Raw genomic sequence first — 14,111 nt, forward strand, 5'->3', positions numbered from 1 at the left:
TTCATCTCTGTTTACGTCCATTGCTTCAGCATCGCTTCTGCGACAAGCTGGCCTGATTTTGTCACCATTGGCGTGCCGCCGCCTGGATGACTTGTTCCTCCAACAAACCAAAGTCCTTCAATGTCCTTTGACTGATTATTGATGCGAAAGAACGCCTGTTTGAACGAGTTTGAAGACATGCCATAAATGGCCCCACGATATGCCCCCGTTTTCTGCTGCAGATCGAGCGGAGTTTGAACCCCTTCATATTCGATCAGCTCATCCAAATCAAAAAGGCCTTTTTCCATTAATTTGTTTTTTACATGCTGACGATATGTCTCCTTTAGCATGTCCCAATCTTGCTCTTTTGTCACATAAGGTGCATTGGCCAGTACAAACAGGTTGCTTCTTCCCAGTCCTCCGCTTAAAGCTGGTTCTGAATGACCTGAATAGCATATGTAGAGCGTCGGGTCTTGAGGCAGTTGTTTTTTCTGAAAAATATCTTTGAATTCTTGCTCATAATCCTCAGGGAAAAACACAGTGTGATGAGCGAGCTGTTCATAGACTTTAGGTACACCTAATAAGAGAACAAAGCCCGACAACGACGGTTCAATACCAGCCAGTTTTTGATTTAAAAAACGAGGACGGTCTTTTTCATCTATAAGATGACGGTATACAGTCAGCGCATCTGCTCCTGCAATGACTTGATCTGCCTCATACATCTGCTGATCCGTCTCCACTCCTTTGATCCGCCGATCCTTCACATGAATCTTGTTCACTTGTTCATTGAGGTGAATCTGAACGCCTAATTCTTTTGCCAGTGTCTCAAATGCCTCAACTAAACGATACGTACCGCCTTGTATTCCATAAATCCCTTTCTCTCCTTCTAAATATGCCATCATGTTAAAAATAGCCGGCGCTTCGTAGGGAGAAGAGCCGATATAAGTGGCATACCGTCCAAACATCGCCAATGTATGGGGATGACGGAAATATTGACGCAGCAGGCGCTGAACGGATGTGAATGGTTTGACAGCAAGAAGTGCTTTCATCAGCTTTAAATCCGCCTTATCCTTCCAGCTCAATAACAAACGATTTAAAAACTGCTCCTCTGCCTTTTGAAAAAGCGTCTTTGATTCCTGCAAAAATGCGCGGTATTGCTTCGCATCTTCAGGACTGAATGCAGCAATTTGTGATTCCATTTGCTCAATATTCGGCGTAAACTCGACCGTATGGCCATCTGAAAAAATATTTTTGGTCAGCGGAGAAATCGGATAAAAGGTCACATAATCCTCCATCCGTCTATGACAGGCTGTAAACACTTCTTCAAAATATGCCTTCATTGTAATGGTACTCGGTCCTAAATCAAAAGAGTAGCCTGCCTCGTGATGGCGCTGCAATTTCCCGCCTAAAACCGCTTCTTTTTCTAAAATGGTGACCTGAACCCCGCGTGACTGTAGACGGATCGCGGCTGATAATCCGCCAAGTCCGCCGCCGATGATGATCACTTTTTTCATTCGTACCTTCTCCCTTTCCATTCATACCCTTCTTTTTTCAGACCGATTTTCATAGAAGCAAAGCCAATGGCGAACAAGCTTAAAATACTGACCGGCAATAAAAAAGCCATCGCAGATGTCCGCCCATTTTCAGTATCTATTGCCGCTTTAATCGACACACCCAGCCCATAACAAAGGATCGCTAAGCATATGCTCAAAACATCCAGCTGAAACAATGCAATCATGAAACAAATGACAGGAACCAAATAAAGGAGGGTGTATAAACAAAAGACACTGCTTAACAAAGCAATGCTTCGATTCACACCTGGGAATAAATTTTTCTGGTAACCTTCCCAAACCTCTTGTCCACTCTCATACATTCTCATATACACAAATGGATGAATGCTTGCAAGTGTGAACGGAAAGCCTTTTTCCTTCACCCGTCTAGCCAAGGCCATATCATCAACTAGTGAATTCTTGATCGCTTCATGCCCACCAATGTCGTGATAACAATTCTTTTCAATGGCAATAAAACCGCCATGTGCTGCGGCAAAAGCGGGGTTCTTAGATTTTCTTACCCATTTCACTGGCAGATGACAGCCAATGGTAAACATCATCATAGGAACCACAAGATGCTCAAAAAATGTACCTGTTTTCTGTTCTGGAAAACCTGACAGCATGCCCGTTTTTTGCATGCATAACTGCTTGTACACTGATTCAACTGCCCCTTTTTTTAAACGGACATCCGCATCTAAAAATAGCAGCCAGTCAGAAGCAGCAGCTTCCGCGAGCTGAGAACAGGCATATGATTTACCAAGCCAGCCACGCTTTAATGGTTGACCTGACTGGACACGGATCCACGGATATGTTTCTGCAAAGCGTTCCACAATCGCTCTTGTCTGATCTGTCGAATGGTCATCAAGGACGATGAGCTCTTTCGGGTAAAGACGTTGATCAACGATCGACTGAAGACAGGCTTCGATCCGATTTTCCTCATTTCGCGCTGGAATCAGAATTGATAATGAAATCGGTTCACCCGGCGGAAAGGATGCTGGCTTTAAAACAGGAAGCTGCCTCATATTCCATATGGTGAAAATAAACTGACAGAGCAAGAGTACACTGATCACAGTTAGGAAGACCGCCATGTTTTCACCCACTTTTTAAAGGAATCAAACGCATCACTTGTTGACTGACTTGTCCTTGTCATCTGTCTAAATTCTTGATTGTTTGAAAAAGCAGGATCTGCGATGACCTGTGCTTGATGTGCGTTTAACTGCGTTTCAAGCAGATCTCTGAGCAGATGCGTCACGTCCTTGCTTCGAAGTGCCCCGCCAGATACTAAGGTATCTTCACCAAACAAAGCAGATACTGTCGGCTTTTGAAATTGATTAAATGTATAATGCAAGGTCACAGGCTTCACCACGACTTGCTCAAATTGTCTCACTAAAAATGAAGCCCCGCCCTCTAATTCAAGCGGCCGTATGTCCTGATGCATGATTTTCCCCTGTGGAAAAAGCCATACAGCCCCGCCAGCCTGCATGTTTTCTCTAGCCGTCATTAATGCTTGCTTCACACTTTTCAGATTCTCTTTCTGAACCGGAAAGGCACCTAGCTTACGAAAAAAGGCATATTGCTTCAGCTGCTTCTCTTCCATCATCATATAGTGATCGAGTTCGGACGCTTTTTCTGTTAAAAGAAAAAGGATGAGTCCATCCCACCATGAGCTATGATTGGCGAGATAAAGAACAGGCAGCTTCTCGTTTGGGTCCACAGCGCCTTTCATCATCACGCAGCGAAAATGTTTATGAAGTAAATACCGCTCAAGATAAAGAGAAAATATACGTCTAAACGATCGGCTTTTGTCGCTTTCTTTCAAATTGAACCCTTCCTTCACACAAAATAACAATGATCAGTGCTAAATAAAAAATAACCTCGAGCCCGCCCTTTAATGCCAGCACACCAAAAAAGAACACCATTGCCTGATAAATACGGCTCGTCCAGCTCAGAGCCTTTTGATCAATCTGAACAAGCGGGAAGAGAAAGGAAAGTCCTGCTCCAATCATACCCCAGCTCACAAAATTCTCAAAAGGAATACCATAAAAACCACCGCCGTCATACCACACCCAAAATTTCCGTTCAGCTGCTACTGGGTCTAATATGAGGTCAAGCAAGACAATCCATAACCCCGTTTCGATCGCTCGTTTCCACTTCGACTGCTGACTAGATAAAAAAAGACTGTTTAAAAATACTCCAACCCATGCAAAAGCAATGGTTAAAGGCACCCCTGCCACTAGAAAACCTAACGTTGGATAATAGTCATAAGCCCCGAAAGGAAACCCGGTTGTGATCCCAATCCATTCAACCGTAAATGTCAGCACGCCGACAATGGCTGCCCGTTTGATCACCATTCCCCATGATCCATAAATATTTCGCCCAATCTCTATCACACAGCAGGCATACAGCACAAGGAAAATGCCATTTGCAAATTGAAGCCATGCTGGCACCTCAAAAAAGACCATTAATATGAGCCCTATTAAATACCACCCAAGAAATACCCAACTCACTCTATACACGAAACCGCCCCTTTATTTCTTCCAAATTCAAGAAAGCATTCATGCTTCTAGTATAGAAAAAAAGACACGTTCTATAAATAAACAATGCGCTTCTTATTTTCATCTAGGCACTCACCAAAAATCCCTTTTGACATACTTTAATTAGTGATCTAGAACAAAGGAGGCGAATTACTCTTGAATCGTTCCATCAAAGTCAGACTGGCATTCATCGTCGTTGTCCTGCTCTTTATTCCATTTGTCGCCTGTAAAAAAGAACAAGAGCAGACCGTACAAGTAGCCGAGGTGACCCATTCGGTTTTTTATGCTCCGCTATATGTTGCCTTATCTGAGGACTTCTTCAAAGAAGAAGGGCTAGAGGTTGAATTAAAAACGACTTGGGGCGGCGATAAAACGATGACAGCTCTCTTATCCGGTGGTGCAGATATTGCCCTGACCGGTTCTGAATCCTCTATCTATGTAGAGGCTCAAGACTCAAAAGACTCTGTCATCAACTTTGCACAGCTGACACAAACAGACGGTACATTTCTTGTTTCAAGGGAGAAAGTGAGCGAATTCTCTTGGGATCAATTAAAAGGAAAAGACTTTCTTGGACAGCGGAAAGGCGGCATGCCGCAAATGGTCGGTGAATATGTCCTGAAAAAGGAAGGCATTGATGTAAAAAAGGATCTCCGTATGATTCAAAATATTGATTTTGCCAACATTTCAGGTGCTTTCTCCTCTGGAACTGGCGATTTTGTGCAGTTATTCGAACCGACAGCATCCTTAATTGAAAAAGAAGGCAAAGGGTACATCACCGCCTCCTTTGGAGAGGCTTCCGGAAAGGTGCCTTATACCACCTTCATGGCAAAGAAAAGTTACTTAGAGGAAAACAAAGAGACAGCTGAAGCCTTCACTCGTGCCATTTACAAAGCGCAGAAATGGGTGGAAGCCAAGCAGCCGGAGGAGATTGCCAAAACCATTCAATCTCATTTTCCTGACACAGAACTTGATGTCTTATCAACAGCCATTAAACGCTACAAACAGCAGGAATCCTATGCAACAGACCCCCTTCTGAATGAAGAGGAATGGAACAAATTGCAGGAAATTATGAAGGAGAGCGATGAATTGCCGAAATTTATCCCGTACAAACAACTTGTCGATTCATCCATTGCAAAGAAGGTCACAGAACATAAATAGAATAGGAGGTAGCACATGTCTTTCCTTCAAATTGACCATGTGACCCACACGTACTTCTCTTTAAAAGAAAAAACAACGGCCATACAGCACATCAATATGGAGATAGACCAAGGAGAATTTATCTCATTTATTGGTCCCAGCGGGTGCGGAAAAACCACCCTGCTGTCTATCATTGCAGGAATAACGCCGCCCTCTGAAGGCCGAATTTTAATCGAAGGAAAAGAACCGAATCAAAAGGAGCATCAAATCGGCTACATGCTCCAGCAGGATTATTTGTTCCCTTGGAAAACCATCAAGGAAAATATCATTCTCGGGTTGAAAATTACCAAACAAGATTCACATGAAGCCACCTCCGCCGCTCTTGGCTTACTGCCAAAGCTTGGCCTTCATGATGTAGAGGAAAAATACCCGAAGGAGCTGTCAGGCGGTATGAGGCAGCGTGCGGCTCTCGCCCGAACGCTTGCAGTGAATCCCGGTCTGCTTTTACTAGATGAACCCTTTTCAGCTCTAGACTACCAAACCAAACTAACATTAGAGGATCTCGTCTTTCATACACTCAAAGACTATCAAAAAACTGCGGTTCTTGTGACACATGACATCGGCGAAGCCATTGCGATGAGTGACCGCATTTTCTTATTCTCTAAGCATCCTGGCTCGATTCAGCGGATTTTTACCGTTCCAGATGATCTGAGGACTCTTTCTCCTTTCGAAGCAAGACAGACCCAGAGTTTCCAAGAGCTCTTTCAAACGATTTGGAAGGAGCTGAAAACCGTTGAAACACAGTGATCTTTTACATGAAGCCTATCGCAAGAAATACCGAATGGAAAAACGCATGACCAGAATCTATCAGTTCATTATTTTCGCCAGCTTCTTTTCGCTTTGGGAGCTTGCCAGTCATTTTCGTCTCATCGATCCACTGATATTTAGTTCACCATCTGCTGTCTGCCAATTGTTTGTACAAAAAATATCCGATGGGTCTTTAGTGAATCATATGAGTATTACATTATTTGAAACGGTACTCGGATTTCTACTTGGTACCTTTTGCGGCATTTTGCTTGCTGCCGCCTTATGGTGGTCCACCCGCCTGGCAAACGTTCTTGATCCTTATTTAGTCATTTTAAATGCCATGCCAAAAGTTGCCCTCGCCCCGATTTTAATTGTTGCCCTTGGGCCTGGCATGATCAGTATCGTTGCCATGGGCGCAATCATTAGTGTGATCATTACGACGATCGTCATTTATACAGCTTTTCAAGAGGTCGATGAGAATTATTTAAAGGTGATGAAAACCTTTGGTGCGAAAAAAAGCGTCGTCTTTCGCGAGGTCATTTTGCCAGCTAGTATTCCAACGATGATTTCTGCGATCAAAGTCAATGTCGGCCTTTCTTGGGTTGGAGTTATTGTAGGGGAATTTCTTGTTTCCTCAAAAGGGCTCGGCTACATGATCATTTACGGCTTTCAAGTCTTCAACTTTACACTCGTGTTCTTAAGTCTTTTCATTATTGCTGTGTTTGCGACTATCATGTACCAGCTTGTGGAATGGCTCGAACGCCGTTTTCTTCAAAAATAAAAAAGCACAGGGAATGTCTCCCTGCGCTTTTTTTAACGAATCAAACCGTTTTTTTCTAAATAAGCAAGACTTTGTCTTAACACATCATCTTTCATAATAAAACTGAAATTCTTATTTTTTGCGATGGATCTTGGCAAGTCTGCGAAAAGAACGGGTCCTTTCGTTTCAAAATACGTGTCTTGCTTCACTAGCTTTTCAATATCAGCGAAATAAATATTCTTGACAATGACCTTTTCTCTGCCCAGCACCTGATATTGACCAATATACGTTAATTCACGAACAACAGCACCCGTCTCTTCTTGAATCTCCCGTATAGCGGCTTGGTCTGCTTCTTCATCGGGCTCAACTTTCCCTCCTGGAAACTCATAGCCCCGATCCTCATGTTCAGTGAGCAGCCATTTCCCTTGGTAGCGGCAGATGGCCCAAACATGCTTAGGATGACTTGAAAAAGGCTTCTCCTCAAAAGAGAGCTTGACCGTATTATGATAATAGTCTTTAAATACATGCATGTGAAATCCCTCATATCCTGTCCTTGCTTCTTGTAAAACATCATACCACAGATCACATTTATCTGAAGAATTTTTATCAAAAGTGAAACAAACGAGTGGTTCCAACTCGTCTGTATCTAAAATGAGGTATTGTTGCTAAAACCTTTTTATCATCTCCAACTTCACCCAATTTTAATCATGAAACCTTTTATCCCTATATGACGTAAATGAATCAGTGTTTGTCCTATGACAACGAGGAGGAAATCAGCATGAGTATAAAAAATGGGTCAAAACAAGACGCTCCCCATGAGGTGATCAAGAAACACCTTCTGAAAGGGCAAAAGTTAGATTTAACAAAAGACAATCCAGCGGTCGACCAAATTCATATCGGGCTTGGCTGGGACCTGGCCGGTCAGCCAATTGATTTAGATACGCAAGTGTTTCTTTTAAATAAAGAGGACAAACTGTTGTCTCCTAAGCATCTGATCTATTATCACCAGCAGCAAAGCTTAGACGGAGCTGTTCGTCATCTTGGCGATCATCAAGTTGGCGGAGGGTATCGAGACAATGAAATGATTATTATGCAATTAAGCAGAGTCTCACCTGATATTCATAAAATTGTCGTCACAGCCACAATACATGATGCACACGAACGCCAGCATCATTTTGGACAAGTCACTAATGCCTATGTGTGCCTTACTGATCAAATCTCGCAGCAAGAGATTTGTACCTTTCAGTTAACAGAAGATTATTCGTATTGTACATCCATTATATGCGCAGAACTCACGAGAGATCAGGAGGAATGGAAGATCACTGCAACCGGGCAAGGAACTACTCTAGATTTACATGATTTATGCCGCATCTATGGATTCACATCTTGACGCAGGAAAGGAGCCAGCACCCATGGGATTTCATTTCATTACAATAGAAGAACTTACCTTACAAGCAGAAGGCAGCGGAATCTTTTTTGCCAAAAAGGGCGCAATGATTGCCGATCAAGGAAGTTTCCAATACCGCAAGCGATTACTTGGAACGAATAAAGGAAATATGGTCAGCCAAGTATTTAACCATATCAGCAGGAAATTCACAGGTGAAAACCTTGAGATGATGGAAGTGAGTGGACAAGGTACTTGCTATCTGGCTGATTCAAGCGAGCATGTAACAGTGATTAATCTTGAGCCAAGCGGTCCTTGGCAGCATGTAAGTGTAGAAAGTGAAGATTTACTTGCCTTTACTGAGGAATGCCATTACGGTGTCACACCAGTAGGCGTTGGTATTTTATCGCAGAAAGGACTGTTTACATCAAAACTCTCTTATCAAGGGCACGGAGCGCAGGTCGCCATCAAAACGAATGGAAATCCGCTCATTTTAAAAGCCCCCTGCCGCGTAGACCCTGACGCAATTGTCGCTTGGACGGGCAAAGCACCAAAGGTCAAATTAGATGTGAACTGGAAAACTTTCATCGGACAAACATCTGGTGAATCCTATTTATTTGAGTTCCAAGAACAAGACCAAATCGTCATTATCCAGCCATCTGAGCGCACATCTGGGTTAAGGGTTGGCTTAGATGATAATCGCTATAAGCCTCAGAGCCAGAGCTCTTCTCAGGAATTCACCAATTCACAGCAAGAAAATAGAGGCGGCGGGATCAGTGATTTGATAGGAGGCATTTTACAACCGCGAAAATAAAGCATGTAGAGATTCTCTACATGCTTTTTCAATTCATCAAACCATTTGTCTCAATAAAGCTCCTTGTCTCTTCATTGCCGAGCTCATAAATCATTGTGTAAATCTCTTTTCTTTTTCTATCCATTTCATCATTTGGACTATCATAATGATATTCAAGAAAAGGAACATGTGCCCGAAAGAAGCCTTTCCAATCTGTCATATACTGTTCATCGAAATAGTCTCTCAGCTGCAAAATTTGATCATCATCTGCTTCTATTTGAAATTGCCAAGCCGCTGCGTCTCTATGCTGCGATATCGATCCATCTTGTACGGATACATAGTATGTGTGTCTCGCCATCTGAATCATCCTTTTTCCTTTAGTATGACCAGATATGAGGAAATTACGGCTTTTTACGCAATTTATTTTTCAACATGTCCAATACATCAATAAACAACTGTGGAATGGGAACTCCAAGGGCTCTGGCTGTCGAGACGATTTGGTAAGATTCATAAATAATATAAAAGATGATCGCTAAATCCTTAATCGTCCCATTTGTCTTCAGCATGACATCAAAGAAATGCGCCATCGATATTAAGGAAACTGTCACGATCTTTCGGACAAACCTTGTAAAAAACCGCTTCATTGTGAGCTGTCCAGTCAAAGATTCTCTTAGGCTTGAACAAATTAATTCAATAGCCATCAACGTTACTAAAATCATCAATAAATATCCTGCTCCACCAAACAGAAAGCCCATCGCCGACAAACTCACTGTAACCAACGAAAAGATGCCTAAATCCTTGCTCACTTGGCATCAACATCCTTTCAAAGTGGAACTCCTTACCTCAATAGTATATGCAGGATTTTCGCAATAGCTTGGACGACAAAGAATAAAGGCGCTGTCTTTTGACAAGAAAAAGCCGCCTTGCGCGGCGGCTACTTCCTAGACCCTAACATCAATAAAGCTTGCATCTGAATCCTTTGGCTGAACAGCTTGAGGCTGCTGCTGCACTTGATCCAGCATCACCATAGCTTGTGCTGTATTCGTAGCAAGCTGTGAATTCAACAAACTAATATTGAGTGTCTTTTGAATGCTCGCTACTTGCTGACTCATCATTCCTGCAATAGAAGACATCTTCTCCCCTCCCTTCTCTTTTCTCTTCGGCTGAAAGCCCTATGATTTCAATGGGCTGTCTGTCCCGATTCCAATAAAAAAAGAATGTCGATCGAATTATGACCGACATTCTTTTCCTATACGTGTATTATCCTAAATATGCTTTAAGCATCCAGTTGTGTTTTTCAATGGATTGATGAATCGCAAGCAGCATATCACCTGTTGTTTCATCGCCAACCTCTGCAGCCAGCTCCATTCCTTTCTTTAATTCCTCAGCGATATTGGAGAAATCATCATATAGATTTTTCACCATTTGCTCCGCTGATTCTTTGCCTTCTGCTTCTTGAATGCTGGAAATTTCTAAGCACTCTTTCATTGTCGCAACAGGCTGTCCATTTAAAGCAAGCATACGCTCAGCCAAATCATCAATATATGTAGCTGTTTCTGTATATAGTTCCTCAAATTTCTCATGGAGTGTAAAGAAATCTTTCCCCTTTACATACCAATGATAGTTATGTAATTTCACGTAAAGCACAGTCCAATCAGCTACTTGTTTATTGACAACGTTTAATAAATTTTCAGACATGTTTATTCCTCCTTATGTAATTGCGTTTAGTATGAGAATACCCTTTTCTTATTATACTGAAACCTGCCGTCAATTTCTTCTATTTTGACTGCATGAAATATATGTTAATATGGAAATAAGGAGGGAGTTAGATGCTGTTACTTGGGATTATCAGCTTTATCATTATCTCAATCGTTGTCTTTTTATCATTATGGACGACATCGAAGGCTTATGAATATAAGCATAAAGTCGATTCACCACAAGATACTGAACCAAACCAACGTCCTAATCCAAAATGAAACCGCTTTTAATGATGTGAGGTTTCTTCATCTTCAGAAGATGAACTCTCTTTTTTCACCTCACCTACGTGGATGTTCGTTTTCGGCATATTATGCTGCTGTTTAGCTGTCACATGGACTTGTATGATATAAAGGCCATCTTTTTTGAAGGCTGTGTGCAATTCGTATACACCTTTGTTTTCTTTCTTTGGCTGAATCATCTTGCTGTTATCCTTGTCGCCATCTTTCCACACTTCAAATTGAACATCATCTGCATCATCAACAGGCGTATCACCGTATGTGACAGCTGCTTTTACTATAACGCTTTCATTTTTCTCCACTTGCTCAGGTCCTGTAAGCTTTACTTCTAATAACTCAGGCACTTCCCCTTTTCCGCTGTTTGCTGCAGAGTTTCCACATGCACTTAATAACGTGAGCATCAGAATTATTCCCAACATTTTTCGCATCGTGCGTTTCCCCCTTCTTTTACTGACATGTCCATTTTAACAAATATCCCCTATTTTGACATCACTGTTGGAATTCAAATAAAAAACCGGACATCTAAATGTCCGGTTCATCATTAACCAAATACTTTTAAAAGCTCTTCTTGATCCTGAGAAAGCCAGAAACGCATTAAACGTTTTGCTCCTTCAAGATCATGCAGCTTCGCTTGGCCGCATTGCTCTTCGTTTGCAGCAGGAATTTCTGTTACTTCAACTGCATCCTTGAATGTTGCATCAAGAAGTTCAACGATTTCTTTTGGAGTTGGTGCACCACTGACAACTAAATAGTAGCCTGTCTGGCAGCCCATTGGAGAAATATCGATGATATCAAAATGATCATATTTCTCTGAGTGTGTTCTAATATTAAACGCAAGCAAATGCTCTAATGTATGAATCGTATCAGGTTTCATCGCCTGCTTGTTGGGCTGACAAAAACGAATATCAAATTTATTTACTTCCCCATCTGATCCCACTTTATGAACGCCGCAATGACGAACGTATGGCGCTTTTACAGCATTATGATCAAGTTCAAAGCTTTCAACTGAAGGCATAATCACCACTCCTATAATTGCAATTTCCTATATTATAACATATTTCTCCGACCAGTTTAGTTTATAAAACTTTCCTTCCTTGTCCTTTTTTCTTATACTGTGGAAGACAGACAAGGAGGAACCTCTATGAAACAAATTTTTATCGGCATGATACGCTTTTATCAAAAATGTATTTCCCCTCTGACACCGCCAAGCTGCCGGTTTTATCCAACATGCTCAAACTATGGACTAGAGGCGATCAAAACGCATGGCGCGATCAAGGGCGGCTGGCTGACCATAAAGCGGATTTTGAAATGTCATCCGCTTCACCCTGGCGGCATCGATCCTGTTCCGCCTAAAAAGGAAAAGTAACTTACTTTTCTTCATATCCGTTGACAACTAAGTCAAGCTTCCCTGTTCCAGGGTCAATGACAAGCCCATGTACAGGTACATCTGATGGAAGAAGCGGGTGATTTTTTACTACGGACACACTGTCCTTCACGCTCTCTTCAACTGAACTAAAGCTTTTGAGCCACTGTTTAAAATCAATTCCTGAGTATTCCAGTACTTCAATACGCTTTTCTGGAATACCACGCTCAACAGCTTTATTTAAAAGTGTCTGGCTGTCAATTTTGCTCATCCCGCAATCATGATGCCCAATGACATATACCTCGTCAGCATTTAATTCATACACAGCAACTAAAATGCTTCGCATAATACTTCCAAATGGATGAGAAACAAGCGCTCCAGCACTTTTGACAATCTTAATATCGCCATTTTTCATGTTCATTGCACGCGGAAGCAGTTCAACAAGTCTTGTATCCATACACGATAGAATGACAGCTTTTTTCTGTGGAAACTTTGTTGTTGTAAATTCTTCGTATTTCTTTTCTTCAATAAATTGTTGATTATATTCGATGATTTCATCTAAAAGTTTCATACGTTTGTCCATTCCTTTATCTTTTTTTAAAAATAAATATAGCACAATGTAAGAAATTTCGTCACGTTTTGCAGCTTATTTTTTTAGAGGAAACATCTGCTGACGAAAATTTTTTATTTTCCTCTTTTCAAATCGTAATTATTACGATACAATAACTCAGGACATTAAATCGTAATCATTTCTATCTATTAGATTGAGAGGAGACATTTTCTACATGAAAAAAATCTTTTTTATTTTAACAGCTGCTTTATTCGCAATCGGCCTTGCCGCGTGCTCAAGCAGTGCGGGCACTAATGCTTCAAAAGGAAAGGCAGACGGGAAACTAATCATTTACACCACGATCTTTCCAATCCAAGATTTCACTGAAAAAATTGGCGGCTCTCACGTTCATACTCAGAGCGTGTATCCTGCCAATGCAGATGCACACAGCTTTGAACCAAGTTCGAAAACGATGGTTGAAATGGCTGAAGGTGATGCCTTTATCTACAGCGGCACAGGGGCTGAAGCATTCGCAGACAAAACTGCTGCCACATTAAAAGACCAAGGTGTGAAAACAGTCAAAGCAGCCGAAGGCATCAAATTGTTATCGACAAATGAAGAACATGCACATGAAGAACATGCACATGAAGAAGGCGAAGATCACGATCATGAAGGTGAAGACCATGACCATGATCATGACGGGCACGATCACGGAGATAAAGATCCCCATGCATGGTTAGACCCAGTTTATGCGCAGCAAATGGCGAAAAACATTAAAGACACACTCGTCTCATTAGATCCAGATCATAAAGAAGAATACACAAAAAACTATGAAAATCTAAAAAAAGATTTACAATCCCTAGATCAAGAATTCAAAACAACGTTATCTAAAGCCAAACATAAAGAAATTCTTGTTTCTCACGCAGCTTATGGCTATTGGGAAAAGCGCTATGGCATTGAACAAATCAGCGTTTTAGGATTATCTGCTTCCGAAGAGCCATCACAAAAACAGCTCGAAAACATTGTACAAAAAGCGGAAAAGCATCACATTCAATACGTTATTTTTGAAAACAACGTCAGCAGCAAAGTATCAGATACAATCCGCAGTGAAATCGGGGCAAAAAGCTTAACCCTTAAAAATCTAGAATCCATTACTGAAGATGATGCTAAAAATGGCGAAAGCTACGTCAGCTTAATGAAACAAAACTTAAAGACATTAAACACCGCTTTAAATGATTAATGTTTTGAACCCCGGGCTTT

Annotated in this window: 20 protein-coding genes; 8 read left to right on the top strand and 12 right to left on the bottom strand. The window is 41.5% G+C overall.

Going from position 1 to position 14,111, the window contains the following annotated elements:
* Nucleotides 1-11: 11 nt before the first annotated feature.
* Genes OIT90_RS09905 through OIT90_RS09920 form a run of 4 tightly spaced genes read right to left on the bottom strand, consistent with a single transcriptional unit; the run spans nucleotide 12 to nucleotide 4,045 of the window.
* Nucleotides 12-1,493 carry a phytoene desaturase family protein gene (locus OIT90_RS09905; protein WP_474892491.1) on the bottom strand — a complete coding sequence of 494 codons (1,482 nt, stop codon included), beginning with the start codon at nucleotides 1,491-1,493 and terminating at the stop codon, nucleotides 12-14.
* Complete coding sequence (locus OIT90_RS09910) at nucleotides 1,490-2,617, bottom strand: glycosyltransferase family 2 protein (RefSeq protein ID WP_474892492.1); 1,128 nt, start codon at nucleotides 2,615-2,617, stop codon at nucleotides 1,490-1,492. The genes OIT90_RS09905 and OIT90_RS09910 overlap by 4 nt, the downstream gene beginning before the upstream one ends.
* Nucleotides 2,602-3,348 (bottom strand): lysophospholipid acyltransferase family protein, encoded by a 747-nt coding sequence (locus tag OIT90_RS09915; RefSeq protein WP_474892493.1) that lies wholly within the window; start codon nucleotides 3,346-3,348, stop codon nucleotides 2,602-2,604. Before OIT90_RS09915 ends, OIT90_RS09910 begins: the two co-directional genes overlap by 16 nt.
* A complete protein-coding gene (locus tag OIT90_RS09920; protein WP_039180864.1) occupies nucleotides 3,317-4,045 on the bottom strand; it encodes a carotenoid biosynthesis protein in 729 nt (242 codons plus the stop codon). The genes OIT90_RS09915 and OIT90_RS09920 overlap by 32 nt, the downstream gene beginning before the upstream one ends.
* Nucleotides 4,046-4,219: 174 nt before the next feature.
* Here OIT90_RS09920 and OIT90_RS09925 point away from each other — a divergent pair, with 174 nt between their 5' ends.
* The 3 genes from OIT90_RS09925 to OIT90_RS09935 are packed head-to-tail and all read left to right on the top strand — an operon-like array spanning nucleotide 4,220 to nucleotide 6,788.
* The gene (locus OIT90_RS09925) at nucleotides 4,220-5,221 is read left to right on the top strand and encodes an ABC transporter substrate-binding protein (RefSeq protein WP_212043861.1); all 1,002 of its coding nucleotides are present in this window, start codon (nucleotides 4,220-4,222) and stop codon (nucleotides 5,219-5,221) included.
* Nucleotides 5,222-5,236: 15 nt separating this feature from the next.
* The gene (locus OIT90_RS09930) at nucleotides 5,237-6,007 is read left to right on the top strand and encodes an ABC transporter ATP-binding protein (protein WP_144490433.1); all 771 of its coding nucleotides are present in this window, start codon (nucleotides 5,237-5,239) and stop codon (nucleotides 6,005-6,007) included.
* Between the two features lie 34 nt (nucleotides 6,008-6,041).
* Nucleotides 6,042-6,788, top strand: coding sequence for an ABC transporter permease (locus OIT90_RS09935; protein ID WP_369810477.1), 747 nt, complete (start codon nucleotides 6,042-6,044; stop codon nucleotides 6,786-6,788).
* 32 nt (nucleotides 6,789-6,820) lie between these two features.
* On the opposite strand, the gene ytkD is transcribed toward OIT90_RS09935, so the two are convergent.
* A complete protein-coding gene (gene ytkD / locus OIT90_RS09940) occupies nucleotides 6,821-7,297 on the bottom strand; it encodes an RNA deprotection pyrophosphohydrolase (RefSeq protein WP_025093666.1) in 477 nt (158 codons plus the stop codon).
* A gap of 248 nt (nucleotides 7,298-7,545) precedes the next feature.
* Between ytkD and OIT90_RS09945 the strand changes: the two genes are divergently transcribed.
* Together OIT90_RS09945 and OIT90_RS09950 are read left to right on the top strand one after the other, a co-directional pair.
* Complete coding sequence (locus OIT90_RS09945) at nucleotides 7,546-8,157, top strand: TerD family protein (protein ID WP_059375230.1); 612 nt, start codon at nucleotides 7,546-7,548, stop codon at nucleotides 8,155-8,157.
* A 22-nt stretch (nucleotides 8,158-8,179) separates the two neighbouring features.
* Nucleotides 8,180-8,965 (top strand): AIM24 family protein, encoded by a 786-nt coding sequence (locus tag OIT90_RS09950; RefSeq protein ID WP_073207122.1) that lies wholly within the window; start codon nucleotides 8,180-8,182, stop codon nucleotides 8,963-8,965.
* Nucleotides 8,966-8,993: 28 nt separating this feature from the next.
* On the opposite strand, the gene OIT90_RS09955 is transcribed toward OIT90_RS09950, so the two are convergent.
* From OIT90_RS09955 to OIT90_RS09970, 4 genes are all read right to left on the bottom strand, one after another.
* Nucleotides 8,994-9,302, bottom strand: a complete 309-nt coding sequence (locus tag OIT90_RS09955; RefSeq protein ID WP_024425787.1) for a hypothetical protein — start codon at nucleotides 9,300-9,302, stop codon at nucleotides 8,994-8,996.
* A gap of 43 nt (nucleotides 9,303-9,345) precedes the next feature.
* Complete coding sequence (locus tag OIT90_RS09960; protein WP_366203953.1) at nucleotides 9,346-9,750, bottom strand: phage holin family protein; 405 nt, start codon at nucleotides 9,748-9,750, stop codon at nucleotides 9,346-9,348.
* A gap of 135 nt (nucleotides 9,751-9,885) precedes the next feature.
* A complete protein-coding gene (locus OIT90_RS09965) occupies nucleotides 9,886-10,077 on the bottom strand; it encodes a hypothetical protein (RefSeq protein WP_024424925.1) in 192 nt (63 codons plus the stop codon).
* Between the two features lie 127 nt (nucleotides 10,078-10,204).
* On the bottom strand, nucleotides 10,205-10,642 hold the full coding sequence (locus OIT90_RS09970; protein ID WP_039180885.1) for a Dps family protein: 438 nt from the start codon (nucleotides 10,640-10,642) through the stop codon (nucleotides 10,205-10,207).
* A gap of 131 nt (nucleotides 10,643-10,773) precedes the next feature.
* Between OIT90_RS09970 and ytzI the strand changes: the two genes are divergently transcribed.
* A complete protein-coding gene (ytzI, locus tag OIT90_RS09975; RefSeq protein ID WP_059375225.1) occupies nucleotides 10,774-10,920 on the top strand; it encodes a YtzI protein in 147 nt (48 codons plus the stop codon).
* 8 nt (nucleotides 10,921-10,928) lie between these two features.
* Here ytzI and OIT90_RS09980 read toward each other — a convergent pair whose 3' ends face one another.
* Complete coding sequence (locus OIT90_RS09980; RefSeq protein ID WP_126681436.1) at nucleotides 10,929-11,366, bottom strand: FixH family protein; 438 nt, start codon at nucleotides 11,364-11,366, stop codon at nucleotides 10,929-10,931.
* Between the two features lie 113 nt (nucleotides 11,367-11,479).
* Complete coding sequence (locus tag OIT90_RS09985) at nucleotides 11,480-11,953, bottom strand: S-ribosylhomocysteine lyase (RefSeq protein WP_003217624.1); 474 nt, start codon at nucleotides 11,951-11,953, stop codon at nucleotides 11,480-11,482.
* A 126-nt stretch (nucleotides 11,954-12,079) separates the two neighbouring features.
* Between OIT90_RS09985 and yidD the strand changes: the two genes are divergently transcribed.
* Nucleotides 12,080-12,304 (top strand): membrane protein insertion efficiency factor YidD, encoded by a 225-nt coding sequence (gene yidD / locus OIT90_RS09990; protein ID WP_041107381.1) that lies wholly within the window; start codon nucleotides 12,080-12,082, stop codon nucleotides 12,302-12,304.
* 1 nt (nucleotide 12,305) lies between these two features.
* Here yidD and OIT90_RS09995 read toward each other — a convergent pair whose 3' ends face one another.
* Nucleotides 12,306-12,872 (bottom strand): beta-class carbonic anhydrase, encoded by a 567-nt coding sequence (locus tag OIT90_RS09995; protein WP_024424929.1) that lies wholly within the window; start codon nucleotides 12,870-12,872, stop codon nucleotides 12,306-12,308.
* 214 nt (nucleotides 12,873-13,086) lie between these two features.
* Between OIT90_RS09995 and OIT90_RS10000 the strand changes: the two genes are divergently transcribed.
* Nucleotides 13,087-14,091, top strand: a complete 1,005-nt coding sequence (locus OIT90_RS10000; RefSeq protein WP_474892494.1) for a metal ABC transporter solute-binding protein, Zn/Mn family — start codon at nucleotides 13,087-13,089, stop codon at nucleotides 14,089-14,091.
* The last annotated feature ends 20 nt before the right edge of the window (nucleotides 14,092-14,111 follow it).

The sequence above is a fragment of the Bacillus sp. ABR genome, from assembly GCF_056172715.1.

What these genes read in the sequence shown, in the direction of transcription:
- OIT90_RS09905 (WP_474892491.1), bottom strand. Translation starts at nt 1,493, where the DNA reads ATGAAAAAAGTGATCATCATCGGCGGCGGACTTGGCGGATTATCAGCC.
- OIT90_RS09910 (WP_474892492.1), bottom strand. Translation starts at nt 2,617, where the DNA reads ATGGCGGTCTTCCTAACTGTGATCAGTGTACTCTTGCTCTGTCAGTTT.
- OIT90_RS09930 (WP_144490433.1), top strand. Translation starts at nt 5,237, where the DNA reads ATGTCTTTCCTTCAAATTGACCATGTGACCCACACGTACTTCTCTTTA.
- OIT90_RS09935 (WP_369810477.1), top strand. Translation starts at nt 6,042, where the DNA reads ATGGAAAAACGCATGACCAGAATCTATCAGTTCATTATTTTCGCCAGC.
- ytkD (WP_025093666.1), bottom strand. Translation starts at nt 7,297, where the DNA reads ATGCATGTATTTAAAGACTATTATCATAATACGGTCAAGCTCTCTTTT.
- OIT90_RS09945 (WP_059375230.1), top strand. Translation starts at nt 7,546, where the DNA reads ATGAGTATAAAAAATGGGTCAAAACAAGACGCTCCCCATGAGGTGATC.
- OIT90_RS09950 (WP_073207122.1), top strand. Translation starts at nt 8,180, where the DNA reads ATGGGATTTCATTTCATTACAATAGAAGAACTTACCTTACAAGCAGAA.
- OIT90_RS09955 (WP_024425787.1), bottom strand. Translation starts at nt 9,302, where the DNA reads ATGGCGAGACACACATACTATGTATCCGTACAAGATGGATCGATATCG.
- OIT90_RS09965 (WP_024424925.1), bottom strand. Translation starts at nt 10,077, where the DNA reads ATGTCTTCTATTGCAGGAATGATGAGTCAGCAAGTAGCGAGCATTCAA.
- OIT90_RS09970 (WP_039180885.1), bottom strand. Translation starts at nt 10,642, where the DNA reads ATGTCTGAAAATTTATTAAACGTTGTCAATAAACAAGTAGCTGATTGG.
- ytzI (WP_059375225.1), top strand. Translation starts at nt 10,774, where the DNA reads ATGCTGTTACTTGGGATTATCAGCTTTATCATTATCTCAATCGTTGTC.
- OIT90_RS09980 (WP_126681436.1), bottom strand. Translation starts at nt 11,366, where the DNA reads ATGCGAAAAATGTTGGGAATAATTCTGATGCTCACGTTATTAAGTGCA.
- OIT90_RS09985 (WP_003217624.1), bottom strand. Translation starts at nt 11,953, where the DNA reads ATGCCTTCAGTTGAAAGCTTTGAACTTGATCATAATGCTGTAAAAGCG.
- yidD (WP_041107381.1), top strand. Translation starts at nt 12,080, where the DNA reads ATGAAACAAATTTTTATCGGCATGATACGCTTTTATCAAAAATGTATT.
- OIT90_RS09995 (WP_024424929.1), bottom strand. Translation starts at nt 12,872, where the DNA reads ATGAAACTTTTAGATGAAATCATCGAATATAATCAACAATTTATTGAA.
- OIT90_RS10000 (WP_474892494.1), top strand. Translation starts at nt 13,087, where the DNA reads ATGAAAAAAATCTTTTTTATTTTAACAGCTGCTTTATTCGCAATCGGC.